General features: G+C 66.5%; 18 protein-coding genes and 1 tRNA gene. 8 read left to right on the top strand and 11 right to left on the bottom strand.

The window, feature by feature from the left end:
• Window positions 1-7: 7 nt before the first annotated feature.
• The 5 genes from EV580_RS30620 to EV580_RS30600 are packed head-to-tail and all read right to left on the bottom strand — an operon-like array spanning window position 8 to window position 6,018.
• Entirely contained in the window at window positions 8-826 is an 819-nt protein-coding gene (locus EV580_RS30620) for an HpcH/HpaI aldolase/citrate lyase family protein (RefSeq protein WP_133696431.1), read from the bottom strand.
• The gene (locus tag EV580_RS30615) at window positions 826-1,314 is read right to left on the bottom strand and encodes a MaoC family dehydratase (protein ID WP_133696429.1); all 489 of its coding nucleotides are present in this window, start codon (window positions 1,312-1,314) and stop codon (window positions 826-828) included. The genes EV580_RS30620 and EV580_RS30615 overlap by 1 nt, the downstream gene beginning before the upstream one ends.
• A complete protein-coding gene (locus tag EV580_RS30610; RefSeq protein ID WP_133696428.1) occupies window positions 1,315-2,475 on the bottom strand; it encodes an acyl-CoA dehydrogenase family protein in 1,161 nt (386 codons plus the stop codon).
• 13 nt (window positions 2,476-2,488) lie between these two features.
• Window positions 2,489-4,465 carry an acetyl/propionyl/methylcrotonyl-CoA carboxylase subunit alpha gene (locus EV580_RS30605; RefSeq protein ID WP_133696426.1) on the bottom strand — a complete coding sequence of 659 codons (1,977 nt, stop codon included), beginning with the start codon at window positions 4,463-4,465 and terminating at the stop codon, window positions 2,489-2,491.
• A gap of 2 nt (window positions 4,466-4,467) precedes the next feature.
• A complete protein-coding gene (locus EV580_RS30600) occupies window positions 4,468-6,018 on the bottom strand; it encodes a carboxyl transferase domain-containing protein (RefSeq protein WP_133696424.1) in 1,551 nt (516 codons plus the stop codon).
• A 57-nt stretch (window positions 6,019-6,075) separates the two neighbouring features.
• Between EV580_RS30600 and EV580_RS30595 the strand changes: the two genes are divergently transcribed.
• Window positions 6,076-6,750, top strand: coding sequence for an SACE_7040 family transcriptional regulator (locus tag EV580_RS30595; RefSeq protein ID WP_370581631.1), 675 nt, complete (start codon window positions 6,076-6,078; stop codon window positions 6,748-6,750).
• Here EV580_RS30595 and EV580_RS30590 read toward each other — a convergent pair.
• The 3 genes from EV580_RS30590 to EV580_RS30580 form a co-directional block, all read right to left on the bottom strand.
• The gene (locus EV580_RS30590; RefSeq protein WP_133696423.1) at window positions 6,738-6,893 is read right to left on the bottom strand and encodes a DUF6131 family protein; all 156 of its coding nucleotides are present in this window, start codon (window positions 6,891-6,893) and stop codon (window positions 6,738-6,740) included. The genes EV580_RS30595 and EV580_RS30590 overlap by 13 nt on opposite strands.
• Before the next feature lie 40 nt (window positions 6,894-6,933).
• On the bottom strand, window positions 6,934-7,143 hold the full coding sequence (locus tag EV580_RS34390) for a hypothetical protein (RefSeq protein ID WP_133696421.1): 210 nt from the start codon (window positions 7,141-7,143) through the stop codon (window positions 6,934-6,936).
• A gap of 62 nt (window positions 7,144-7,205) precedes the next feature.
• Window positions 7,206-9,080, bottom strand: coding sequence for an alpha/beta hydrolase family protein (locus EV580_RS30580; RefSeq protein WP_133696419.1), 1,875 nt, complete (start codon window positions 9,078-9,080; stop codon window positions 7,206-7,208).
• Between the two features lie 141 nt (window positions 9,081-9,221).
• Between EV580_RS30580 and EV580_RS30575 the strand changes: the two genes are divergently transcribed.
• Window positions 9,222-9,971, top strand: coding sequence for an MmpS family transport accessory protein (locus EV580_RS30575; protein WP_133696418.1), 750 nt, complete (start codon window positions 9,222-9,224; stop codon window positions 9,969-9,971).
• On the opposite strand, the gene EV580_RS30570 is transcribed toward EV580_RS30575, so the two are convergent.
• Entirely contained in the window at window positions 9,968-11,287 is a 1,320-nt protein-coding gene (locus EV580_RS30570; RefSeq protein ID WP_133696416.1) for an MFS transporter, read from the bottom strand. The genes EV580_RS30575 and EV580_RS30570 overlap by 4 nt on opposite strands.
• A gap of 36 nt (window positions 11,288-11,323) precedes the next feature.
• On the opposite strand from EV580_RS30570, the gene cmrA reads away from it, so the two are divergent.
• Window positions 11,324-12,130: a mycolate reductase gene (gene cmrA / locus EV580_RS30565; RefSeq protein WP_133696414.1), complete on the top strand. Its 807-nt coding sequence runs from the start codon at window positions 11,324-11,326 to the stop codon at window positions 12,128-12,130.
• On the opposite strand, the gene EV580_RS30560 is transcribed toward cmrA, so the two are convergent.
• Window positions 12,131-13,702, bottom strand: a complete 1,572-nt coding sequence (locus EV580_RS30560; protein WP_133696413.1) for a helicase HerA-like domain-containing protein — start codon at window positions 13,700-13,702, stop codon at window positions 12,131-12,133.
• Window positions 13,703-13,775: 73 nt separating this feature from the next.
• Between EV580_RS30560 and orn the strand changes: the two genes are divergently transcribed.
• The 5 genes from orn to EV580_RS30535 all read left to right on the top strand — a co-directional run bounded on the left by orn (window position 13,776) and on the right by EV580_RS30535 (window position 17,179).
• Window positions 13,776-14,411, top strand: coding sequence for an oligoribonuclease (orn, locus tag EV580_RS30555; RefSeq protein WP_166654958.1), 636 nt, complete (start codon window positions 13,776-13,778; stop codon window positions 14,409-14,411).
• A gap of 44 nt (window positions 14,412-14,455) precedes the next feature.
• Window positions 14,456-14,531: transfer RNA gene (locus EV580_RS30550), tRNA-His, on the top strand.
• Between the two features lie 63 nt (window positions 14,532-14,594).
• The gene (locus tag EV580_RS30545) at window positions 14,595-14,918 is read left to right on the top strand and encodes an Mtp family mycobacterial-type pilin (protein WP_133696410.1); all 324 of its coding nucleotides are present in this window, start codon (window positions 14,595-14,597) and stop codon (window positions 14,916-14,918) included.
• 389 nt (window positions 14,919-15,307) lie between these two features.
• Window positions 15,308-16,588, top strand: coding sequence for a hypothetical protein (locus EV580_RS30540; protein WP_133696408.1), 1,281 nt, complete (start codon window positions 15,308-15,310; stop codon window positions 16,586-16,588).
• 153 nt (window positions 16,589-16,741) lie between these two features.
• Window positions 16,742-17,179, top strand: a complete 438-nt coding sequence (locus EV580_RS30535) for a hypothetical protein (protein WP_133696406.1) — start codon at window positions 16,742-16,744, stop codon at window positions 17,177-17,179.
• Between the two features lie 3 nt (window positions 17,180-17,182).
• On the opposite strand, the gene EV580_RS30530 is transcribed toward EV580_RS30535, so the two are convergent.
• Window positions 17,183-18,157, bottom strand: coding sequence for an amidohydrolase family protein (locus EV580_RS30530; RefSeq protein ID WP_133696404.1), 975 nt, complete (start codon window positions 18,155-18,157; stop codon window positions 17,183-17,185).
• Window positions 18,158-18,161: the final 4 nt, after the last annotated feature.

The raw sequence follows: 18,161 nt of genomic DNA, 5'->3' as shown, positions 1-18,161 counted from the left end.
GCTCCAGCTAGCGGCCGGGGTCGGGCGCTAGCTGGACTATGCGCTCTGCTCGCCGAAGCACCGGGGCATCCACCATTATGCCCTCGAATTGGAAGACACCGCGTTCATTGCGGGCCGCCTCGAGCACGTGTCGCGCCCAACCTACCTGTTCAGCGCTAGGAAGGTAGCCCTCCCTAATCACTGCGATCTGGCTAGGGTGGATGGCCACTTTGGCATCGAAACCGACCGCCACGGCGTCGTCGACCTCGCCGCGCAGACCGTCCAGATCCTTGATGTCGAGGTACACCGAATCGAGTGCGAGCCGGCCGTAGGCCTTGGCCGCCAGCAAGCTCTGCGACCGGACGTGCCGTGCGACTTCACGGTAGGAGCCGTCGGGATAGCGGTTGGCGGTGCCGCCCAAGACGGCGAACAAGTCCTCGGCACCCCACATGACGGCGAACGCGTTGTCGACCCGGGACGACTCGACGACATTGAGCGCGCCCAGCGGGGTTTCGATGAGCACCACGACATCCAGTGGCGCCAGCGCGGCAACCTGCTCACCGGTCTCAGTCTTGGCCAGCATCACGGTGGTGTACGGCGTGCGGGCAAGTGCTTCGAGGTCGAGCGGATGATCCGGCGTTGTCGACGGGTTGATCCGCACGACGGTACGGCCGGGATCGAGCTGCGTACCCACGAGCGCTTCGCGGGCGGCTTCGCGATCCTTGGCCGCCACCCCGTCCTCGAGGTCGAGGATCACGACATCGGCTGTGGCAGCGGCCTTCTCGAATCGCTCCGGGCGGTCGGCGGGGCAGAACAGCCAGGCGGGCCCTGGATTGTCAAGTGCCATCAGGCAGGCTTCTTTCGCACCATCGTCTTGCGGCTGGCGGTCGCGACGATGTCACCGTGCTGGTTACGCGCGGTGTGCGCGAAAGTGACGATGCCTTCGCCGGGGCGACTCTTGGACTCCCGCTTGTCGGTGACGACGGTCTCGGCGTACATGGTGTCGCCGTGGAAAAGCGGCTTGGGGAAAGCGATCTCGGAGAAACCGAGGTTGCCGACGATGGTGCCCTGCGTCAGCTGCGTGACCGACAACCCCACCAGGGTGGACAACGTGAACATCGAATTCACCAGTCGCTGGTTGAACGGCGGCAGCGCATCGGAGAACGCCGCATCCAGATGCAGCGCCTGAGTGTTCATCGTCAGCGTGGTGAACAAGACGTTGTCGGCCTCGGTGATCGTGCGGCCGGGAGCGTGCACGTAGCGCACCCCGATCTCGAATTCCTCGAACCACAAGCCGCGCTGGACGACGACTTTCTCCTCGGCGGAATCGCTCACCTACAGCCCCATCTGCCGGGCTATGACCATCAGCTGCACTTCGGTTGTCCCTTCCCCGATCTCGAGGATCTTGCTGTCCCGGTAGTGCCGGGCAACGGTGTATTCGTTCATGAAACCGTAGCCGCCGTGGATCTGGGTCGCGTCACGGGCATTGTCCATGGCCGCTTCACTGGCGACCAGCTTGGCGATCGCCGCCTCTTTCTTGAACGGCTTGCCGGCCAACATCAGCGCTGCCGCGTCGTAGTAGGCGGTGCGCGCCGCATGCGCGCGGGCCTCCATCCGGGCGATCTTGTGTTCGATGGCCTGGAACTTCCCGATCGGCTGGCCGAAGGCGGCGCGTTCGGCCGAGTACTTCACGCTCTCGTCGACGCAGCCTTGGGCCGCACCCACCGACAGCGCGGCGATAGCGATCCGGCCCTCGTCGAGGATCCGCAGGAAATTGGCGTAGCCGCGGCCACGCTCGCCGAGCAGGTTCTCCTGCGGCACGCGGACGTCCTCGAACGTCAGCGGGTGGGTGTCCGACGCATTCCAGCCGACCTTGTCGTAGGCGGGCTCGGCGGTGAAACCAGGGCTCGGCACCGGCACCAGGATCGAGGAGATCTCCCGGTTGTCGCCGGAGCCACCGGTGACCGCGGTGACGGTGACCAGCCGGGTGATGTCGGTGCCCGAGTTGGTGATGAACTGCTTGGTACCGTTGATCACCCAATGCCCGTCGTCCAGGCGTGCGGTGGTCTTGGTGGCGCCCGCGTCGGTGCCGCCACCGGCCTCGGTCAAGCCGAACGCGCCGAGCGCCTGGCCGCTCGTGAGCAGCGGCAGCCACTGCTGCTTCTGTGCCTCGTTGCCGAAGCGGTAGACCGGCATCGCCCCCAGCGACACCCCGGCCTCCAGAGTGATGGCCACGCTCTGGTCGACCTTGCCCAGTTCCTCCAGCGCCAGGCACAGGGCGAAGTAGTCGCCGCCCATGCCGCCGTACTCCTCCGGGAACGGCAGACCGAACAGACCCATCTCGGCCATCCCCGCGACAACGTCGTAGGGGAACGTGTGCGCCGCGTCGTGTTCGGCCGACACAGGCGCGACGACGGTCCGCGCGAAGTCGCGCACCGTCTTGGCCAGCTGCGCGTACTCGTCGGGAAGTGTTCCCGTGGACAGGAAGTCAGTCATGATCGCACTTTCTCTACTTCTGCTTTTCTGAGACGGCTGTGACCTTGGCCAGCAGCTGTCCCACCTTGACCTGATCGCCCACGGCGACATGGAGTTCCACCACCCCGTCGACCGGCGCTGTCAGCGAATGCTCCATCTTCATCGCCTCGACGGCGACCACCACGGTGCCCGCGGTGACCTCGTCACCATCGGAAACCCCGACCGCCACAACCGAACCCGGCATCGGGCTGACGAGCTCGGCGTCGCCGCCGACCTCGTCATCCGGGCGCACCGGCGCTTCGCGCACCTCGTCCACCACGACGGTCCGGCCGGCGCCGGCGAGCCAGATCTGGTGGCCGTCGACGGCCACCGTGTAGGTGCCCCGCAGCCCGTCGATGGTCAACGCGAGGTGATCGCCCACCAACTGAGCTGACAACGAACGGCTTTCACCGTCTTCGATCCGGGCCACCGCGCCGGCAGGGGTTCCGGTGATGTGGACGTGATCGGTGCGCTCGCCGCTGCGCAGCCGAATGCTGGTCGGCGCGGGCGCGCCGATCCGCCAGCCCGACGGCACATCCCACGGGTCAGCGGATCCGGTGGGCCAGCGCTGCAGCCAGCGGTAGGCCGCCGCGGCGATGAATGCGTCGTCGCCGGCCGGCGAACCGGTGAAGACGGTGCGGTCGATCAGACCGGTGTCGAGCCGGCCCGCCGCCACATCCTCGTCCGCCAGCAGAAAACGCAGGAACTCGACGTTGGTGCCCACCCCCAGCACCGCGGTCTGCGACAGCGCACGGTCGAGCGTGCGCAGGGCGGCGGCACGGTCTTCGCCATAGGCGATCACCTTCGACAGCATCGGGTCGTAGTCGCTGCCGATCGTCATGCCCTGCGACAAACCGGAATCCACCCGGACGCCCTCACCGGACGGCTCCTGCAGTCCGAGCACCGGTCCGCCGGTCGGCAGGAAGCCTGCGGCGGGATCCTCGGCATAGACCCGCGCTTCGATCGCGTGCCCGTCCATGACGATGTCGTCCTGAGTGATGGGCAGCTTCTCCCCCGCCGCGATGCGCACCTGCCACTCGACGAGGTCGTGTCCGGTGACCAGTTCGGTGACCGGATGCTCGACCTGCAGCCGGGTGTTCATCTCCATGAAGAAGAACTCGTCGGGGCGGTCCGCGGACACGATGAACTCGACGGTGCCGGCGCCCACGTAGTCGACGCTGCGGGCGGTATCGCAGGCCGCCGCACCGATCCGCGCCCGGGTGTCGGCGTCCAGCAGGGGCGAGGGTGCTTCCTCGATGACCTTCTGGTGGCGCCGCTGCAGACTGCATTCCCGCTCACCGAAGTGCAGGACGGTGCCGAACGTGTCGGCGAGTACCTGGACTTCGATATGCCTGGGCCGCAACACGAATCGTTCGAGGAACAGAGTGTCGTCACCGAAGGCCGCGCCGGATTCCCGTCTCGCCGCGGCCAGCGCGGCAGGCAACTCGGCGGCATCGTCGACGCGCCGCATGCCCTTGCCGCCGCCACCCGCGGACGGCTTGACCAGGATGGGGAAACCGATATCCCCGGCGGCGTCGATCAGGTCGGCGTCGGTCAGGCCCGGCCGGGCGATACCGGGCACCACCGGAACCCCGAACGCCGACACCGCGGACTTGGCGGCGATCTTGTCGCCCATCGTGCGGATCGCGCCCGACGGCGGGCCGATGAACGCCACGCCCGAGTGTTCCAGTGCCGCAGCGAAATCGGAATTCTCCGAAAGGAACCCGTAGCCGGGATGGACAGCCTGCGCGCCGGTGCGCACCGCCGCGGCCACCACGGTGTCGATGTCCAGGTAGCTCTGCCGGGCCGGCGGCGGCCCGATCCGGACCGCGACATCAGCCTCGGCAACATGGCGGGCACCGGCGTCGGCGTCGCTGTAGACCGCGACCGAGCGGATGCCCATGGCCTTCAGCGTGCGGATGACGCGCACGGCGATCTCGCCCCGGTTGGCGACAAGCACAGTGTTGAACATCGTCACATCCTGAAGACGCCGTAGGACACGGGCTCGACGGGCGCGTTGGCGGTCACCGAAAGCGCCAGCCCCAGAACAGTTCTGGTGTCGGCGGGATCGATAACACCGTCGTCCCACAGCCGTGCGGTCGAATAGTACGGATTGCCCTGATGTTCGTACTGCGCGCGGATCGGCGCCTTGAAGGCGTCCTCTTCTTCGGCTGTCATGTCCCCGCGCACAGTGGCCAGCACCGAGGCCGCCTGCTCGCCACCCATCACCGAGATCCGCGCGTTGGGCCACATCCACAGGAACCGCGGCGAATACGCCCGTCCACACATCGAGTAGTTTCCGGCGCCGTACGAGCCGCCGATCACCATCGTCAGCTTCGGCACCCGGGCGCACGCCACGGCCGTCACCATCTTGGCGCCGTGCTTGGCGATGCCACCGGCCTCGTAGTCGCGGCCGACCATGAAGCCGGTGATGTTCTGTAGGAACAACAACGGCACCATGCGCTTGTCGCACAATTCGATGAAATGTGCTCCCTTGAGGGCGGATTCGCCGAAGAGCACGCCGTTGTTGGCCACGATGCCGACGGGGTGGCCGTGGATGTGGGCGAAGCCGGTGACCAGGGTGGTGCCGTATTCGGCTTTGAATTCGCTGAATTCGCCGCCGTCGACGATGCGGGTGATCACCTCGTGCACGTCGTAGGGCACCCGCGCATCCACCGGGACGACGTCGTAGAGCTCATGCTGATCAGCGATCGCGTCGACGCTTGCCCGGACATCCCACGGCAGCGGTTCGCGCGGGCCGAGGGTGTCCACGATGCGGCGGACGATGCGCAGCGCGTCGCGGTCGTCGTGCGCCAGATGGTCGGTGACGCCGGAGGTTTTGGAGTGCAGGTCGCCGCCGCCGAGTTCCTCGGCGGTCACGACCTCGCCGGTGGCGGCCTTCACCAGGGGCGGGCCGCCCAGGAAGATCGTGCCCTGGTTGCGCACGATGATCGCCTCGTCGCTCATCGCGGGAACGTATGCGCCGCCCGCCGTGCACGAGCCCAGCACCGCGGCGATCTGCGGGATGCCGGCCGCGCTCATCGTGGCCTGGTTGTAGAAGATCCGGCCGAAGTGGTCGCGGTCGGGGAACACTTCGTCCTGGCGAGGCAGGAATGCACCGCCGGAGTCGACGAGGTACAGGCAGGGCAGCCGGTTCTGCAGCGCGATCTCCTGGGCGCGCAGATGCTTCTTGACCGTCACCGGGTAATACGTGCCGCCTTTGACCGTCGCGTCGTTGGCGACGATCATGCACTCCCGCCCGGACACCCGGCCGATCCCGGTGATGATCCCGGCGGCCGGGCATTCGTCGTCGTACATGCCGTCGGCGGCCAACGGAGCGACTTCCAGCAGTGCGCTGCCAGGATCCAGCAGTCCGTCCACCCGGTCGCGCGGAAGCAGTTTGCCGCGCGCGACATGCCGCTCACGCGCGCGTTCCGGGCCGCCGAGCGCTGCGGCGGCCAGCTTGCCGCGCAACTGCTCAACGAGCTGCAGATGCGCCTCACGGTTCGCAGCCGCTGATGTCATCGTCGATGTCCCGTCGAATTGAGTTAATGACGACTAACTCGTGCTAGGTTAGTGAAGATTAACCGAAACGTCCAGACCTGGTGCAGGAGGGGTCTCATCGAAACGTCCACCCGCCGAAGCAGGCAGAAGTCGGATCGCCGATCTGCCCTGCTGGCGGCCGCGGAGCGGCTGATGGCGGACAAGGGCTTCCAAGCCGTGCGGCTCGAGGACATCGGCGCGGCCGCCGGGGTCAGCGGCCCGGCGATCTACCGCCACTTCCCGAACAAGGAAGCACTGCTGGTCGAATTGCTCGTGGGCATCAGCACCCGACTGCTGGCCGGCGCCCGCAGTGTCGTCGCCGAGGCAGATTCGCCGGACTCCGCACTGACCGGGCTGATCGAATTCCACCTCGACTTCGCCCTTGGCGAGTCCGACCTCATCCGGATCCAGGATCGCGATCTCGCACACCTGCCGGTCTCGGCGCAGCGTCAGGTTCGGCGGGCACAGCGCAGTTATGTCGAGATCTGGGTCGACGTGCAGCGGCAGGTCCATTCCGACCTCGACGAGGCCGACGCCCGGTTGATGGCACACGCGGTGTTCGGTCTGCTCAACTCGACCCCACACAGCATGAAGCCCCTGGCGGCCAGGTCGGCCGACCAGGGGCGTTCACGTGATGTTCTGCGGGCTATGACGATGGCGGCGTTGTCATCTGCCGACCATCACGCCCGCGGTGGCGTCGGTCAATACCAGTAGCGGCGGCCGCCGACCGGGCGTCCGACACTGCCCAGCAACCACAGGACCGCGCCGACCACCAGCAGGATGACACCGATGGTCCACAGGATCTGAATATTCAGAACGAACCCAAGGATGAGCAGGATTGCTCCGAGAACGATCATTGCTTCCTCCAGTTACTCACTTACTGAACCCTTTTCGTTACTACTGGCTGGGCTGTGGCAGGTTGCAACTCGCCACGGTCGGATTGACTCCCGCGTAGTTGAGAGGTCCGGCCACCACCGTCAGGGCAATGGACCCCGCGGTAGCACAGTTGGTTTGGCTGTTGGAGAAGTAACCGCGCTGCCAGGTGGCAAAAACTCCGATGAGCAGCCAGATAATGACGATCGCGCCTATGATCCCGCGGCCTCGCATGGTGTTCCTCCTTGTACGTCCGCAGCACTTGGCGCACAAGGTTTTACCCGCCCGAAAGTTTCCTAAACCTGACGCTTGTCAAACGCCGCTGCCAGCCAGTCGGCAACGGCGCGGGCCAGGGCGGCGTGGTTCTCGCGCTTGACGATCTCGTGCCCGTCGTCGTCGAAGAGCAGATAGCGCACGGTGCGGCCGCGTTCACGCAGTGCCTCGACCATCTGCTCCGATTCGCTGACCGGAACGTTGGTATCGGTGCCGCCGTGCACCACCAGCAGCGGGGCGACCAGGTCGTCCACCCGCTGCAGCGGTGAGAGCGCGTCGAGCAGATCCCGGTCGGCGATCGGATGGCCGTATTCGGGATAGGAGGCCGCCGCGATCCACGGCTCGGTGTTGCGATAGAACGTGCCCAGATCGCTCATCCCGCAGATGCTGACGCCGGCCACGAACAAATCCGGGTGGAACGTCAACGCGGCCATCGTCAGGTAACCGCCGTAAGACCAACCCGCACAAGCGATCCGGCCCGGATCGGCGATGCCGTTCCTCACGAGATAATGAGCGCAGTCGGCGACGTCGTCGATGGCGTCGAACCGCTTTTCCTTGTCGTCGGCGTGAACGAATTCGCGGCCCTGGCCGCCCGACCCCCGCACGTTCGGGGTGAACACCGCGATGCCCTCGTCGAGCAACCCCGGGAAGATCTCGCTGTGCGACGGACGAGCCTGGCCCTCGGGGCCGCCATGCAGGTAGATCATCATGCCGGACTGGGCGACACCGGGCGGCGGGCAATAGAGCCAGCCGAACAGCGAACGACCATCGCGCGCAATCACCGTGTGCAGAGTCGGCCGCGCGGAGACCGGGCCGACACTGGGTTTGCGGTCGATGCGCTCCCATTCCCGGGAACGCGGATCGACAAGCTCGACGGTGCGTGGCATGTCGGCGCCCTGCAGCGTCAGGGCGACCATCGACCCGCCGGCGCTGATGGACAATTCGCTGGCCACCAGGTTCGGCAGGATGATCGGCTCGGTGAGCGTGTTGTCCGCATATTCGAGTATCTGTAACTCGCTGCAGCCGTTGATGTTCCACAACAGCGCGACGGTGGAGAGGTCGTCGCTCACCACGAACTCGTCGAGGTCGTACCCAGGACGCTCGGCAGCCACGTGATACGCCACGCCGTCGGGGGTGACGGTGACCTCGAGCAAACGGCTATGTGTCGCACCGTTATCGCTGCGGATCAGCGCGCGCACGTAGCCATCGGCAAAGTCCGGGCCATAGGTGTACGCGGGGTGATACAGCGTGGTCTCCTCGCCGTCGGGCCCCGAACGCAGCCGCCGAGGGTGGTGATCGTCCAGTATCACGCCCATATCGGTGTTAGAGCCGGGATCCGAAGGCAGCAAAGCGATTTCGGTGAGACCGGTTTGCATGATGAGCTCGCGATAGCCGCGGGGGCCGACCCGGATCAACGCCGAACCGGCCCAGGCGTCGACCAGCCGGCCACCGGAGCGGCGATCCAGGACAGTCACGGTGCCGTCGGCCGGATCGATCAGGCTGGACTGGCCGACCCCGTCCTCGCCGGTCAAGATCACGCAGACCCGGGTGCCGTCCCACGCGATCAACTCGGCGGTGCCCGCCATTCCGTCCTCGCCCATGCCGTCGATACGGCGGGCCATCCGGTCGTCGGGCTCGGTGGTGACCACCCAGATCTGACTTCTGGTGCTGCCCTCCGGGGCGACCTGGCAGGCCAGCCAGTGCCCGTCGGCGGAGTGGATGACCTTGGTGACCGGCCCGTCCACGGGCAACTCGACATCACGCGAGGAACTTGCCCGCCAGCCGCGGAGGAACCGTTGCACGGCGCGTGGATAGCCGCCGTCGTCCACGATGTGGGCGAACGCCGTCGCGTCGGGCGACAGCGATGCGCCGTAAGTCGCGCGAACGTCCTGTTCCACTCCGCCTCACATTCCACTGAGTTTGGGTTACTACTCGGTATCACGTTCCACGCGGCTCACCGGTGGTAAACACATCCAGAGCTGACAGGGACCGGACGGGGGCTGCCGCGCGCAGGTAGCCTGGGCAACCATGAGGTGGGCATGAACGATCCACGTCGATCGGGGTGGTCTGACCCGACGCAGGCCGGAAGCGGCTATCCGCCGAATTCCGATCCCGCCTACGCCGGCCAATATTACGGACCCGGCTACAACCCCCCTGGGTACAACCAGGGCGGGACGCAACCCACCGAGCAGCTGCCGTCGTCCTACTGGCAGCAGGGTGGGGGCTATCCGCCCAACGAACCGCCACAACCGCCACCTGGCCCGCCCAAGTCGCCCAAGTGGCTGTGGATCGCTGCCGGAGTCGCAGTGCTCCTCGTGGTGGGCCTGGTCATCGCGCTGGTGATCGTGAGCAGCTCAGCGCGGGAGACGACGGTGGTGGCGCCGCTGCCGCCGCTGTCCGAAACGCAGTCGACCACTCCCCGGGCGACCACGTCGATCCCGACGACGACGCTGCCCTCACTGCCGACGACGACCGGCACGCCGGGAACGCCGACCGTGCCGGGGGGCACCACCAGCCCGACGGGCACCGACACCGTCGTCTACAACGTCATCGGCGACGGGCGCGCGATCAACATCACCTACGTCGACACCGGCGGCATCATGCAGACCGAGTTCAACGTGATGCTGCCGTGGAGTAAAGAGGTCAGCCTGCCGTCCCCCGCACGCGCGTCGGCCAGCGTCGCCGTCGTCAACGTCGGGCGCGACGTGGTCTGCAACGTGTCGGTCAACGGCACGCAGGTGCGGGAACGCACCGGCCGCGGCCTGACGATCTGCACCGGAGCCGGTTAGCTCGGCTGTCTGTCGTTGGGCACCTTCACCAGGAGCATCCCCAACAGGCCTACGGCCAGCACCAGGCACAGCCCACCCAGGCCTGCGCGGTCGGCGTGGAAGGCGTCCACGAACACGAAGAACAGCCACGGCGCCAGGAACGACGCCGCCCGCCCGGTCATCGTGTAGAGCCCGAACGCGACGGCTTCCTTGCCGTCGCTGACCATCCGCAACAACACGGTGCGTGCCGAGGTCGTGACAGGTCCGACGCAGAGTGCCAGCAGCAGCCCGCAGATCCAGAACACGACAGGCCCGGACAGCGACAGCAGCGTCAGCCCCACCGCGATCATCACCGTCAGCGACACGACGATCACCGGCTTGCCGCCGATGCGGTCGTCGACAGGACCGGCGAGCACCGCGCCGAGGGCGGCCATGGTGCTGGCGATGACGCCGAAGATCAGCACGTTGGCCTGTGAGATGCCATAGACGCTGACGCCGAGCACGGCGCCGAAGGCGAACACCCCGGCGATGCCGTCACGGAAGATCGCGCTGACGATCAGGTAATAGACGAGGTTGCGATCGCGGCGCCACTCGTCGCGCAGGTCGTTCCACAACCGGCGGTAGCCGCCGAGCAGGCCGACGGCCTGGGCTTCTGGGTCGACCGCCGGGGTGAAGGTGTGCGCGGTGATCAGCAGTGGCAGGGCGAGCACGACGAACCAGACCGCTGCCATCACCATCGCGGCACGCACGTTCTGACCATCGGCGACCGGGACGCCGAACAGGCCGCGGTCCGGGCCGTTCCCGGCGATGAACGCGGCGTAGATGACCATCAGAAGCGCGACGCTGCCGAAGTAGCCGGCCGCGGCCCCGATCCCCGAGATGCGCCCGGAGTTCTGCGGGGTGGTGAGCTGCCGCAGCATCGCGTTGTACGGGACGCTGGCCAGATCGCCGCAGGCCGCGGTGAATGCCAGCAGCACCAGACCCATCGCGAAGTACGTCGGGTCGGCCCGGATCAGGCTCATCGTCGCCGTGGAGGCCACCGCCAAACCGGTCAGGATGGTCAACGCGGCGCGGCGGCGATGCGGCGCCTGGACCAGCACCCCGGTGAGCGGGGCGAGCAACGCGACGGTCAGTCCGGCGATGGCCAGTGCGCGGCCCAGCCAGCTGGCCGGCGAGGTGTCACCGGGCAAGCCCTGGCCGACCGTGCTGGTCAGGTACACCGCGAAGACGAAGGTCGCGACGATCGCGTTCATGCCCGTTGAGCCGCAGTCCCACAGTGCCCACGCCACGACTTTCGACCGACCGGCGGTCTGGGCAACCGACGGGGGCCTGCGCATGCCGGTCAGAGTAGTCACTCCCCCTACGATTGCCGCATGCCAGTACCCGCACCTTCACCGGAAAGCCGAGCCGTCGTCACCGGTGCCTCTCAGGGCATCGGCGAGGCGCTGGCCACCGAACTGGCCGCCCGTGGCCACCATCTGATCATCACCGCGCGCCGCGCCGACGTGCTGCACGCGCTGGCCGCGCGGCTGACCGAGCGCTACGGCGTCATCGTCGAGGTGCGCCCGGTGGATCTCGCCGACCCTGCCGCGCGGACGGCGTTGGCCGACGAACTCGCCGAGCGGGACATCTCGATCCTGTGCGCCAACGCGGGCACCGCGACGTTCGGGCCGGTGGCCAAGCTCGATCCGGCCGCCGAGAAGGCGCAGGTTCAGCTCAACGTGCTCGGTGTGCACGATCTGGTGCTCGCGGTCCTGCCGGGAATGCTGGCCCGCAAGGCCGGCGGCATCCTGATTTCGGGGTCAGCCGCCGGGAACTCGCCGATCCCGAACAACGCCACCTACGCGGCGAGCAAGGCGTTCGCGAATACGTTCAGCGAGTCGCTGCGCGGCGAGGTCAAGAGCGAGGGGGTGCATGTCACGGTGCTCGCGCCCGGCCCGGTGCGCACCGAGCTGCCCGACGTGTCCGAGCAGTCACTGGTGGAGCGCTTGATCCCCGATTTCCTGTGGATCAACACCGAGTACACGGCGCGGATCTCGCTGGATGGGTTGGCGCGCAACAAGATGCGGATCGTGCCGGGGCTGACGTCCAAGGCGATGTCGGTCGCCGCGGGGTATGCACCGCGAGGGGTCGTCACGCCGATCGTCGGCGCCGTCTACAAGAAGCTCGGCGGCGACTAGCTACCGTCTCCGGCGGCCGGTTCCGAAAATGCTGCGGGTGATCTCGCGGCCGATCACCGTTCCCGCCGAACGCATCGCGCTCTTGAACGCCGGGCTGTTCATCACCTGATCGAGCACACCCGGTTCCTCCTTCGGAGGCTTGGGCATCGGCGGCAGGTCGATTCCGGTCGGCAGCAGCGGCGGCAGATCCACCAACTCCTCCGGCGACGGAGCCAGTTTCGCGGCCAGCTTCTCGTAGGCGGACTCGCGGTCGACGGTCTGGCCGTACTTCGCGAACAGCGGACTCGACTGCGCGGCAGCCTTGATGGCGTCGGGTCCGATGGTGTCCATCAACGACTGCGGCGGGCGCATCCTTGTCCACGCCACCGGTGTCGGCGCGCCGCGTTCGGAGAGCACCGTGACGATAGCCTCGCCGATGCCGAGTGACGTCAAATCCGTTTCCAGATCATAGAATTCGGTCTTGGGATAGGTACGCACCGTCTTGGACAGCGCCTTCTGATCGTCGGGAGTGAAGGCCCGCAACGCGTGCTGGACGCGCGCCCCCAATTGGGACAGCACGTTGTTGGGCACGTCGGTGGGCAGCTGCGTGCAGAAGAAGACGCCGACGCCTTTGGACCTGATGAGCTTGACCGTCTGCTCGACCTGCTGCAGGAACGCCTTGGACGCGTCGGCGAACAGCAGGTGGGCCTCGTCGAAGAAGAACACCAGCTTGGGCTTGTCGATGTCACCGACCTCAGGCAGGTAGGTGAACAGATCGGCCAGCACCCACATCAGGAACGTCGAGAACATCACCGGCCGGGCCGCCTGGTCGCCCAGCTCGAGCAGGGTGATCACCCCGCGGCCCTGGGCGTCGACGCGCAGCAGGTCCGCCGGATCGAGTTCGGGCTCACCGAAGAACGTGGCACCGCCGTCGGCCTCGAGATTGACCAGCGCGCGCAGGATCACCCCCGCGGTCTGCGGCGAAACCCCACCGATGGTCTTCAGGACTACCTTGCCCTCATCACTGGTCAAGTAGGTGATCACCGAGCGCAGATCCTTCAGGTCCAGCAGCGGAAGCCCCTGCTGGTCGGCCCAGTGGAAGATCAGCCCAAGCGTCGACTCCTGAGTAGGGTTGAGCCCCAACACCTTTGACAGCAGGATTGGCCCGAACGCCGAGATCGTCGCGCGCACCGGGACACCGATGCCGTCAGTACCCAGCGACAGGAACTCGACCGGGAACGGGGCCCCGGTCCAGCCGTCGTCGCCGGTGTCCTTGGCGCGCGCAAGGGTGCGGTCACTGGACTCCCCCGCCCGCGCCAAGCCGGACAGGTCGCCCTTGACGTCGGCCATCATCACCGGCACCCCGGCGGCCGAGAGCTGTTCGGCGACCACCTGCAGCGTCTTGGTCTTGCCGGTCCCGGTGGCCCCGGCTACCAGGCCGTGCCGATTCATCATCGCCAGCGGGATCCGGACCTGCGCTGTGGGATCAACGACACCGCCGACAACGACCGAGCCGAGATCGAGCGCCTGGCCCTCAGTCGCGTAGCCGGCGGCGATCTGCTGGGCAGGAGTCGCTGTCGAGTCGCTCGTCATCGGCCGGCCTCCTGGTCGCTCGGTAATGGCCGCTACGACACTACTGGGCGTGCTGGGCTTAGGGTTGAGCGCTGTGCGTGAAGAATTGGTGTGGATCGACTGCGAGATGACCGGGCTCGACCTGCGGAACGACAAGCTCATCGAGATCGCGGCCCTGGTGACCGACGCCGAGCTCAACGTCCTCGGTGACGGCATCGACGTCGTGATCCACGCCGACGATGCGGCGCTGGACGGCATGGTCGAGGTGGTCGCCCAGATGCACAAGCGCTCCGGGCTCACCGAAGAGGTGCGCACGTCGACCATCGACGTCGCGTCCGCCGAGCAACTGGTCCTGGACTACATCCGCGATCACGTGAAGCAGGCCAAGACCGCGCCGCTGGCGGGTAATTCGATCGCCACCGACCGTGGCTTCATCGCCCGGGACATGCCGACCCTGGACAACTATCTGCACTACCGCATGATCGACGTCAGCTCGATCAAGGAGCTCTGCCGGCGCTGGTATCCGCGGATCTACTACGGCCAGCCCGAAAAGGGACTCGCGCACCGGGCGCTGGCCGATATCCAGGAGTCGATCCGGGAGCTGAAGTACTACCGGCGCACCGCGTTCGTGCCGCAGCCGGGGCCGTCCACCAGCGAGATCGCCGCCGCGGCCGCCCAGATCGACGCACCCGGCGAAATCGATTCGGTTGTTGAGGCAGACAACAGCTAGTATCGACGACGCTGCTGCCGTCCCCGTGACGGTGTCCAGCGATGGTGGCTGTAGTTCAGTTGGTAGAGCACCAGGTTGTGATCCTGGCTGTCGCGGGTTCGAGTCCCGTCAGCCACCCCAGCAGGTCAGGGGCCCTTTTAGGGCCCCTGACTTTTTTCTTGCGCACCTGCCGTCAGCCAAGTCATGCCAACCCGCCGGCGCGCGCTGGCCCTCAGCGGTCTGGGGCTGGCCGCCTCAGCGCAGGGCGCCCCCGCGCCCCTTCCGGCCTACAACCATCACTGGTGCCCGGGAGACAACTGGGATCCGCACTGGGGCAACAACTCCGACTGGAACAACTGCCACGACTGGGACGACCACGGTCCGGCCCCAATGGGCTACGGCGGGCCGCCGCCGTGGGCACCGCCGCCCCCAGGACCGCCGCCGTGGGCGCCATGGGCCTCCGTCTCCTGGAATGCCGACGCCAACGGCTGGGGCTTCTGGAATGGCGGGATGTGGGTGCCGCTGTAGTCGACCAGCGCCACCCATCAGTCAGGGAACCGCATGGTTCCCTGACTTTTTTCTTGCACACAGAACGAAGTATCAAAGTTTGCTGAACAAAGATATACACACGTTTAATACAGGTAGTCAGCTACGGCTCATGAGGTGGGGCCATAACTGGTCTGACCAGTCGGGCCTCTTGATACCGGTGGTAATGCCATTATCCACCCCACCCGCCTCTAGCTGCGAGAAAACGGCCGATCTCGCCCGCCCCGGCACGCCCCGGCTCTCGATTCCGCACCGAAAAACACGAAACGGTAAAAATTCTGACTGAATCTGCCACTTAAGCGGGACAATTATTTGGTTGTACGTTACTGTCCGGTAATAGCTCACATGGCTTAGCTGGGGAGGGCTGAAACATGGACGCCGATCCGACAAGAACCGGACCCACGGGGTTCGCTGAGGACCACGAACGCCTCGGTGTCTGGGTCGACCGGGTCGACGCCTTCCTGCTCGCGCTCGACGCCATCGATGCCGACGATCCGTTCGACTTCTGCGCGGAGGCCTGGGAGATCTGGCAGAGCGCCGTTGCCGCTGATCCCCCGGCCGAAAACAGTCCCGCGGTGCTCGTCGCTCTCGGCGGACTGCAGGCCGTTGCGCACGCAATGACATCGTCGACGCTCGACTACTACCGCACCCCGGACGCCCGGGATCGCAAGACGCTGTCGACTGTTCACGCATCGCTCAAGGCTTGTCTGGGGACCCTCCGGCGCGAGTCCGCGCGGTGGCTGTCCGAAGGTTTGCCCGCCGCGGATGAAATAAAGGCACGCAGTGCAACTTTGGTAAACAGTCTGCAGGCGACAAATGCGCCGGGTGCGTCGCCAATTTCGGACAGCGGAATTGTGTTCGACAAAGTGTGCGCACTCACCGACACCGAGAACCGGCGGTACCGGGAAGCGTACGACCGGCTGCGGTCCATGCTCAGCCGAGAGTTGTTGCAGCACATCAGCGATGAGAGTGAGACCCTGTCCGATGTCGTGACGGGCATCGTCCTGGATCTGCAGACCAGCCGTGGCTCCACCTTCGACGAGAATGTCATGGCCCAACGCCGGGACAGGATCGCTTCTGCCCTGGCCTCCGTCACCGGGGCTCTGCACGCCCACCACGAACAATCGGTCAAGACCGCGGCACGGACCTTCGGTTACGACAGTCCAGAAACCAAAGCCGTCGAGAAGCTCTTCGACGACGCCAAACAGACGTCGTTCGAGTATCGCTGGCTCGACGAACTGCACGAGCCCCTACAGCGCGGTGACGGTGCGGTGAAGTACCAGTTCACCGCAAGGCGGCATGGCGAATCGGACGTGGACGTTCGGATGGATCGCGACTACATGGCTCAGTTCGCCAAGTCGAAGAGGAAGTGGGTCGGCCCCGACGATCTGGTGGTGATGGCCGGCGATCCCAGCGTGCTGGACATGATCAAAGCGATTGCACCCAAGGTGAATTCACTGCAAGGGCAGCTGGACGCGATCCTGTATCCGAACGTCGCCGACGACGTCGCCGCGGTCAAGGAACTGATCGCCCGATTCGGGGGCCAGAAGGGTCTCGACGCGTTGCACTCCGCCCCCGGCGCCACCAACAAGCCGTGGATGCCGCCGCACCTGTCTCCGCGGGTGCTGTCCTTCGTTCGAACCTTCGAATAAGCCAATCTGGCGCTGTAACGCAACTCACTGTTAGCTCAGCAAACACCTGTGGTTGAAAGTGTGAGCGGGCGGGTACAGGGACGTATGCCGCGGATAACCGCAGCACTATGGCTTGGCGTCCGGGGGGACGCAGTTGCGAAGGGACGTAGGGACATGAGCTTTCGGCTATTGACGGACTCTGACAATTCTCTTAGCCCGGGCATCTGGATCGATCGGCTCGACGCCTTCATCGCCGCCCTCGACGCGATCGACGCCGACGAAGCGCTCGAGTACTGCGAGCAGGCCTGGGACATCTGGGACGGCGCCGTCTTCTCCGATCCCCTGCCCGACTCCCACCCCGCCATGATCATCGTCCTCGGGACCCGGCAGGCGCTGGCCAGCGTGATGGCCGCGGCCTACCGCAGCACAGCTGAGGGCCAGGATCCGATGCCGCTGTCGGCCGTGCACGCCTCGCTGTCCGAGGAACTCGGTGCCGTCCGCGCCGAGTGCGACCGGTGGGAACGAGAAGGCCTGCCGTCGGCCGCCGAGGTCAGGGCGCGCAGCGCCACCGCGGTGACCGGTCTGCACGTCGCCACCAAGCGGTCGGCCTAACTCTCACCGTCGGGGGATCTTGTCCCCGAATAGTTGCAGCGCGTTCTCGCCGGCAACCTTGCGCCGCACCGCGTCGTCCACCTCGAGGTCCCGCAGAAATTGCGCGCCCGTCACGTTGTCGTCCATCGGGTAGTCCACCGAGAACATCAGCCGGTCGGGGCCCATCACGTCCAAGGCGCACGCGAACGCAACCGGATTGAAGTTGCCACTCGTGGTGATGTGGAAGTTGTCGCGCAGATAATCCGACGGCAGCCGCTGCAGCTGGCCGCCGCCGTCCCCACCGAGCCCGTAGTAGCGGTCGATGCGGTACGCCGCGTACGGCAGCATCTCGCCCAGGTGGCCCAGGATCATCTGCAACCCGGGGAACTTGTCGAACAGGCCCGAGTAGATCAGACGCAGCACGTGAGTACCGGTTTCGGCGGCGAAGCCCCACGAGGCAAGGTGTAGACCATCTTTCACGTACGGGGCGAACCAGGCGTCCATCACGGCAGGGTGAGGCGTGGTCGGGTGCAGGTAGATCGGCACCCCCAGACGCTGTGCGAACTCGAAGAGCCCCAGATACGCGGGATCGTCGAGATAGCGGCCGTGGGTGTGCCCGTTGATCAGACCGCCGACGAGGCCCAACTCCCCCACGGCCCGTTCCAGTTCGGCGGCCGCGGCATCGGGGTCCTGGGTGGCCAGGGCGGCGAAGCCACCGAACCGATCCGGGGTGGCGCGCACCGTCTCGGCGAGGTCGTCGTTGGCGCGCCTGGCGTTGTCGACGGCGCGGGCGGTGTCGGCATCGTCCTGCACGCCGGGATCGAACAGGGAGAGGATCTGGAAATCGATGCCCGCGGCATCCATCTGCTCCAACCGCAGCGCGCCGCGGTCGTAGAGGCGCTGATGCGCGGTGGCGTTATGCGTTTCGAGCCAGGTGCCGACGACATTGCCGGCGCTGACCGGGTTCCACGCGTAGTGCTCTTCGAGTGCGATCAACACGTCG

Origin of the sequence: Mycobacterium sp. BK086, from assembly GCA_004362315.1 — a bacterium.
Taxonomy (GTDB): domain Bacteria; phylum Actinomycetota; class Actinomycetes; order Mycobacteriales; family Mycobacteriaceae; genus Mycobacterium.
The sequence above is the reverse complement of the archived record's forward strand: the minus strand, read 5'-3'. Positions and strand labels throughout refer to the sequence as shown.

Excerpts from the sequence above, each read along its gene's own strand:
- EV580_RS30590 (WP_133696423.1), bottom strand. The coding sequence starts at position 6,893 with ATGATCGTTCTCGGAGCAATCCTGCTCATCCTTGGGTTCGTTCTGAAT.
- EV580_RS30610 (WP_133696428.1), bottom strand. The coding sequence starts at position 2,475 with ATGACTGACTTCCTGTCCACGGGAACACTTCCCGACGAGTACGCGCAG.
- EV580_RS30605 (WP_133696426.1), bottom strand. The coding sequence starts at position 4,465 with ATGTTCAACACTGTGCTTGTCGCCAACCGGGGCGAGATCGCCGTGCGC.
- EV580_RS30545 (WP_133696410.1), top strand. The coding sequence starts at position 14,595 with ATGCCAACCCGCCGGCGCGCGCTGGCCCTCAGCGGTCTGGGGCTGGCC.
- EV580_RS30540 (WP_133696408.1), top strand. The coding sequence starts at position 15,308 with ATGGACGCCGATCCGACAAGAACCGGACCCACGGGGTTCGCTGAGGAC.
- EV580_RS30600 (WP_133696424.1), bottom strand. The coding sequence starts at position 6,018 with ATGACATCAGCGGCTGCGAACCGTGAGGCGCATCTGCAGCTCGTTGAG.
- EV580_RS30620 (WP_133696431.1), bottom strand. The coding sequence starts at position 826 with ATGGCACTTGACAATCCAGGGCCCGCCTGGCTGTTCTGCCCCGCCGAC.
- EV580_RS30560 (WP_133696413.1), bottom strand. The coding sequence starts at position 13,702 with ATGACGAGCGACTCGACAGCGACTCCTGCCCAGCAGATCGCCGCCGGC.
- cmrA (WP_133696414.1), top strand. The coding sequence starts at position 11,324 with ATGCCAGTACCCGCACCTTCACCGGAAAGCCGAGCCGTCGTCACCGGT.
- EV580_RS30535 (WP_133696406.1), top strand. The coding sequence starts at position 16,742 with ATGAGCTTTCGGCTATTGACGGACTCTGACAATTCTCTTAGCCCGGGC.
- EV580_RS30570 (WP_133696416.1), bottom strand. The coding sequence starts at position 11,287 with ATGCGCAGGCCCCCGTCGGTTGCCCAGACCGCCGGTCGGTCGAAAGTC.
- EV580_RS30575 (WP_133696418.1), top strand. The coding sequence starts at position 9,222 with ATGAACGATCCACGTCGATCGGGGTGGTCTGACCCGACGCAGGCCGGA.
- EV580_RS34390 (WP_133696421.1), bottom strand. The coding sequence starts at position 7,143 with ATGCGAGGCCGCGGGATCATAGGCGCGATCGTCATTATCTGGCTGCTC.